The organism is Streptomyces sp. NPDC059900 (assembly GCF_050270335.1).
In the GTDB taxonomy this organism is placed as follows: Bacteria; Actinomycetota; Actinomycetes; order Streptomycetales; family Streptomycetaceae; genus Streptomyces.
On the sequence record NZ_JBNNJZ010000494.1, the window covers coordinates 1 to 6161 of the forward strand.

Annotated in this window: 4 protein-coding genes and 1 pseudogene; all 5 read right to left on the reverse strand. The window is 74.4% G+C overall.

Going from position 1 to position 6161, the window contains the following annotated elements; all coding sequences use genetic code 11:
• Window positions 1-924, reverse strand: a pseudogene (locus ACQKIP_RS37135) (hypothetical protein); the annotation flags it as partial.
• Window positions 921-1931, reverse strand: a complete 1011-nt coding sequence (locus tag ACQKIP_RS37140; protein WP_365854140.1) for an AAA family ATPase — start codon at window positions 1929-1931, stop codon at window positions 921-923. The pseudogene ACQKIP_RS37135 and the gene ACQKIP_RS37140, both read right to left, overlap by 4 nt.
• A complete protein-coding gene (locus ACQKIP_RS37145; RefSeq protein WP_365854138.1) occupies window positions 1928-4216 on the reverse strand; it encodes a hypothetical protein in 2289 nt (762 codons plus the stop codon). Before ACQKIP_RS37145 ends, ACQKIP_RS37140 begins: the two co-directional genes overlap by 4 nt.
• A gap of 3 nt (window positions 4217-4219) precedes the next feature.
• Window positions 4220-4546 carry a trypco2 family protein gene (locus ACQKIP_RS37150; protein ID WP_365854136.1) on the reverse strand — a complete coding sequence of 109 codons (327 nt, stop codon included), beginning with the start codon at window positions 4544-4546 and terminating at the stop codon, window positions 4220-4222.
• 183 nt (window positions 4547-4729) lie between these two features.
• A partial coding sequence (locus ACQKIP_RS37155; RefSeq protein WP_427745148.1) for an alpha-galactosidase occupies window positions 4730-6161 on the reverse strand: 1432 nt, incomplete at its 5' end.

Sequence of the window (6161 nt, forward strand, 5' to 3'; positions counted from 1 at the left end):
CAGCTCGGCCAGATCGGCGGGTCCGGCATCGGGTGCGAACCGGTCGCGCAGCGCCCGGATCACCGGAAGCGTCAGCGGGGCGGCGGCGAGCAGCGAGGCCAGCGCCGCGCCCGGGGCCGAGCAGCCCGCCCGGTAGGCGGCGACCCGGCCCGCCGTGTCGGCGGGGAGCGCTGCCGCCTGTTCTTCGTACGGCGGTTGCGGCGCGCCCGGCGGCGCCAACGGACATGCGGTCAGCTCCGTCCACCCGTCGGCGCCTCCCGTCAGCCACCGGGCCCAGCGCGCCAGCCACCGGCCGCGCAGCGGCAGCAGGGGCAGCGGGACGGTCCCGACGGGCAGCGCGGTGTGCTGCGGGGAGAGGGCGTTGCCGCCGACGAGGATGCCGCGCACTTCGCGGCCGGGAGCGTCGGGGGCGCCGGGTGCGGGAGCCGGGAGACGGATGCGCCGCACGGGCAGTGCGGAGCGCTGCCACAGCCGCTGCGGCAGCAGATGGACGCAGGCCACCGGATGCCGGGACGCCCAGCGGGCCATGGTGGCCGCGGCGCTCCCGTCCTGCCACGCGGGGCCGAGGGCGTCGGTGACGACCAGGATCAGGCGGCTGCGGCTCCCGGCCGGGAAAAGGCCGGGGTGGTGGTCGGAGCCGCCGTTCCAGGACAGCTCGGTGACGTGCAGCCCGCGTTGCCCCCGCAGCAAGGTCCGAAGCTGCGACGTGACCGGCTCCCACAGCACCATCCCCGGGGCCGTGTCGAGCACCAGGTCGACCTGCCGGCCGCCGTCCTGATGGCCAAGGCGGTGCAGGCTCCGCGCGACCACCGGCCAGTCGGGGGCGTCCGAGGGGGGCGGACCCGCGCCAGGCTGCTGCCCGGCGCCGAGGGGGCGGCCGAGCAGCGCGCCGTCGAGCCGGTCCAGGATGCGGCGCTCGCTCATGGCCCCGGGGCCGGTCCCCGCAGCAGGCCGAGCAGGCGTGCCGCGACAGCGTCCGGGCTTTCGTCGGGCGGCCAGGGTCCTGCCGCGGCGAGCGTCACCGCGTCCAGGGCCCGGTCCACGGTCAGCGGGCCAAGCGCCAGGGGATCGGCGGACCAGGCCTCGGCCAGCTCGGTGATCAGGGCGAGCAGCCGCGGATCGGCGCCGTCGGTGAGCCCGGCCCGGCTGGTGACCGCCGCGGTCAGCTCCGGCGCCGTCGGCGCCGGATGCTCCCAGTGCAGGCAGTCCGCCATGAACTCGGCCGGGAAGACCCTGGCCCGCCCCGCGGTGATCACGGTGATCGGCAGCTCGTGGCAGGCGACCGCGCCGTACGCCACCGGTGCCGCCGCACCGGGGTCGTCGGTCAGCACCCGGGCCGCTGCCTCCTCGGCCAGCTCCGGGAGGTCGAAGCCGCCGCGCCGCAGCACCGTGCGCAGCTCGACGGGCAGATCGAAGTCGCCGCGGTCCAGGCCCTCGACGAGCAGGACGCGGGGCCGGCCGTAGGGGAGCAGCGCCGTGCCCAGCGGCCCCAGGCGTACCTTCGTGCCGTCTTGCGCGGGGCGCGCCGCGTACAGCGCGTCCCGGAGCACCGATGCGCCGGTCACCGTCCAGTGCAGGACGCGGCCGAGCCCCAGCTCCCTGGCGATGCGGAAGGCGATCGCGGAGCGGCCCACGCCGGGCGGACCGGTGATCAGCAGCGGTTTGCGCAGCGTGAGCGCCGCGTTGACCGCGGCCGTCTCGCCGGCCGCGGTCCGCAGGCCAAGCGCCGCGCGCGTCGCCGCTCCCAGCCTGCGCCCGGTCTCCTCCGTGTCGTCGGGCGGCGGCGCCAGATCGGGGCCTCCCGTGTACGTGCGCCACGGCGGGGGAGCAGGCAGGACGGCGGGCGGCTCGTGCGGCACACCCGTGCCCAGATACGGGCCCGGCGCGGCGGCGTTGCGGGCCGGGGGTCCGGCACTGAGCGGCGAGTTCACGAAGCAGCTCCGTAAATGAGCTCGGGCAACCCGTCCGGAGTGTCATAGATGATGACGATCCGGTGGTGCCAGCCGACGGTCCAGGGCGAAGCGGCGCCACCACCCCCGCCATCATCCCGGCCGTAATCGGGCACGTCGAGGCCTCCTTCGGACATGATGCGGGTGAACAGCACGGAGAAGTCGGGCTGCGCCCGCTCGTCGTGCCGCCACATCACCAGCGGCACCCCGTGCCGCAGCGCCTTGGTGACGTCCCTGCGCCCTTCGGCCGAGCTGGGTTTGTGGGCCAGCACCAGGCCCGCCACCGGTTCCTCGCCGTCGAACTCCCGTCCGTCCTCGCTGAGCGCCCGCACCAGTTGCAGCAGCCGTCCCGCCTCCGGCTGGCCGCTGAGGGGCCGCCAGCGCTCGCGCCACGTCCGGCACCACGGGGGGTGCCGCATCCGGTCGCGACTGTGCACGATCAGCGGGAAGGACATCCCGAACTCCGGCAGCGCGCCGCGCCGTATCAGGGTGTCCGGGTGGTCGATGAGGTCCAGCGGCAGCACGTACTCGACGTCGATCCGCTCGCCGGGCACGCCGTAGTCCCGCTTCAGCCGCTCCCTGGCCAGGTCGACCCGGGTCAGCAGATCGGCCAGGCGGATGCTGCGTTCGGTGTGCGGCAGCGGCAGGCGCAGCCAGCTGCCGGGGCGCGGCCGGCAGTGGAAGTAGAAGGACACCGCCCAGTCGTCGGGGTCGTTGCCTGGGTCGGGCTCCAGCTCCACCAGGAGTTTCGCGGACGTGGCGGGCTGTACGGGGACCTTGGCGAGGCTGCTGCGCAGGGTGTCGACCTGCTCCGGGTAGCCGGTGCGCGGCGCGGTAGTTCCCGCGGTGCCGGGCGGCCATCCCGTGTCGGTGCGCGAGAGCGAGCCCTGCCGGGCGCTCTCCAGGCGCAGGGCCCAGGCCCGGCTGTAGGCCTGGATCTCCTTGGCGGTCGCGCCGCCGACCGCGCTGGCGACCAGTTCGAGGAAGTGCACGGCCGGAGGCAGGCCCTCGGAGGGCATGTTGCTGCCCGCGAGATTGACGAACGCCTTCCACAACCCGTCGCAGTGCGCGGGCATCCCCTCGCTCAGTGATCTGGTGGCGCGGGCGTAGAGCACGGACACGGGATTGTCGTTCAGGTCCGACTCGTACAACCGGGCCAGGACGGCGCGCAGTTGCACCCAGCCCTCGGGCCCGATCTGGCGCAGGGCCTCCAGTTCGTCCACCCGGAAGTGCAGTGCCGCCGCGACGGCCCGGTCCATGGGGTGCGCCTGTTCGTAGGCCGCCGCCAGATCGCTCATTCCGGTGGGTCTCGCGGCGCACAGGTCGACGAGCAGCGGCAGCAGGAACTCGGCGGGGAGGCGGGCCAGCTCGGCATCCCGGGCCGCATCCGGGAACACGCGGCGCAGCAGCGCGAGGCGGGATGGCCAGCCGCGCAGGGTGTCCGCCCTCTCCAACTGGCCGCGGACTTCGGCCAGCACCCTGCGCCTGTTCTGCGCCTCGCTGAAGCCGCCGGTGTGCTCGGACAGGCGGCGGCAGTACTCGCCGTCCCGCTGGAGCGCTTCGACCGACAGGGCCGTCAGTGTCGTGCGGCTGCCCACGTCGCTCTGCAGGACGACCCCCACCAGGACGCGCCGCTGGTCGACGAGGACCGCGGCGCCCGAGATGCCGCCCCAGTCGGCACCCAGGGCCGGGCAGTCCTCCTCCGTCACGTTCAACGTCATCAGTTCCGACCGTGCGAGGTGGGCGGGCCGGAGCCGGCCGCCGCCCTGGAAGGGATTGTGGGCGTAGCGCTCCTCGTAGTTGAAGCCGGGAAAGCCGAAGACCTGGAACTCGGTGATGTCGGCCTCCGCGAGGCCCAGGCGGGGATTGCCGTCCCGCTCCGGCGGCTCCCAGCCCGAGCCGGTCACGACGAGCAGCGCCGCGTCCAGCGGCAGAGCAGGTCCGCCCTCGGCGCCGGTGTCCCAGCGCGGGCGCAACTCCGCGCGGGTGTCACGCGGCAGGGGCGGGGGCGCGAGGCCGTTCCAGACGATCTCGCAGGGGTGCCAGGGCAGATGGGCCGCGTGCATGCCCTGCCGCACCTCGACCAGGAGCGCGCCCGCCGGCGCGGGCCGGCCGGCGGGTTGCCCGGGCACCAGCAGATGCGCGGCGGTCAGGATCAGATCGGTGTCCAGAACCCAGCCCGAGCCGTACCCGACATGACGCCCCGACTCGTCCCGCACACTGATCTCCACAAGGCGGTCCGGCACAAGGCGTGCGGAGCCGACCATGCATCACTCTCCCGCGCCGGGAGCCGTGGGTCCCGGCGGACGGGGCGGCGGAGCGTTGCGGGGCCGCTCGGCGTGCTCGCCGACGTTCAGGGCGCCGCGCGGCTTCAGCGTCACGACCAGGCGGGTCCCGGTGCGCCTGACACGGGTGCGCCCGCGCTTCGCGCTCACGTACCACGAGACCCCGCCCTCGGCGGTGTCGCTCTGTTCGGCCTGTACGTCCAGTTCGACGCTGATGCCGTCGACGGAGAATCCGACGGCCCTGCCGATGCCCTGCTGCTGTGCGGCAGCCAAGTCCTGACGCAGCGACTCGATGGCTTCGGTCAGCGTCAATCGCCGTGGTTCACGTGCCACTCGGTCCCCCCGATGCATGCGCGCCGTGTTCCGCGCCCTGTGACGGTGCCACTCGGCGTCATGCCGTGCGCCCTGCCCCGTGTGCGCAGCCCCCCTTGTACTACCCGGTTGGCAACTGCCCGACACAGTAATGGAGTTGGCACGAGGAGGGGCGCCGTCCGGTCAGGTGACGCGCACCAGATGCACCGCCGCGCTCGCCCAGTCGCCCGGCGGCAGCTCGGGGCGCAGGCCGTACTGGCCGAGTACGGTCGCCGAGTGCACCGCGCCCGTGCGGGCGTCACGGTAGCGGGCGGCGGGATCGAGACCTCCCAGGCGCAGTACGGGCCGCGGGGAGCCGTGGCGCGGGGAGCGCTGCCAGACCAGGAGCAGGGCCTCGCTGCCGTCCCGCGCCGTGTACTGCACCGCGGCGGGACCGTCGTCGACCGGGCCGCGCGGCCGGTGCAGGATGCCGTGCTGCACGAGGTGGCGCACCCGCTTGTACTGGGCCACCAGCTCGGCCCCTTCGGCCAGTTCGGCATCGGTCCAGCGGGTCAGGTCGCCGCCGATGCCCAGGACCCCGGCCATCGCGACATGGAAGCGGAAGCGCAGCGGCACCGACCGGCCGGTGAGCTGGTTGGGCACGTCGGTGACCCATGCGGCCATCGTCCGGGACGGGTAGATCTGGCCGTAGCCGTGCTGGATGAAGATCCGGTCCGCCGCGTCGGTGTTGTCCGAGGTCCATGCCTGGTCGGTACGGGAGAGGATGCCCGGGTCGATCCGGCCGCCCCCGCCGCTGCACGCCTCGATCCGCAGGCCGGGGTGGTCGGCGCGCAGCCGGTCGATGACGTCGTAGAGGTGGTGCACGTACGCCGTGCCCACCTGGTCCGCGCCGTCCGCGTGATCCGGCCAGCCCGCCTCGCTGAACGGACGGTTCATGTCCCATTTGAGGAAGTCGATGCCGTGGTCGGCCACCAGACGGGTCAGCCACCCGTAGGCCCAGTCCGCGACGTCGGGGCGGGCGAAGTTGAGGACCAGCTGGCCGCGCAGTTCGGTGCGGGTGCGGTGCGGGAAGTGCAGGACCCACTCCGGGTGGCGGCGGTAGAGATCGCTGTCCGGGCTGACGCTCTCGGGCTCCACCCACAGGCCGAAGCGCATCCCCAGCCGGTGCACCTCGCGCACCAGCGGCGCGAGCCCGCCGGGGAAGCGGGCGGGGGACGGCGTCCAGTCGCCGAGGCCCGAGCCTTCGCGGCGGTGCGCGCCGAACCAGCCGTCGTCCATGACGTAGAGCTCCGCGCCGAGCGCCGCCGCCCGGGCCGCAAGGGCCTTCTGGCCCGCCTCGTCGACGTCGAATCCGGTGGCCTCCCAGGAGTTGTAGAGCACGGGGCGTGTCTCGTCGGGGTGGGGCAGTACGTGAGCCAGGACGTAGGCGTGCCAGGCGCGGCTGGTCGCGCCGAAGCCGCCTTCCGCGTAGAGGCCCGCGTGGCGTGGCGTGGTGAACTGTGCGCCCGCGTCCAGGGGCTGGGTCATGCCGTCGCTGCCCGCGCCGCCGGTGAAGCCCGCCCGGCCGTCGGGGGTGCGCTGCACGGTGACGCGCCAGCTGCCGCTCCAGGCCAGG

Bases quoted from the DNA above. Each gene is read 5' to 3' on its own strand.
- ACQKIP_RS37145 (WP_365854138.1), bottom strand. From the start codon at position 4,216: ATGGTCGGCTCCGCACGCCTTGTGCCGGACCGCCTTGTGGAGATCAGT.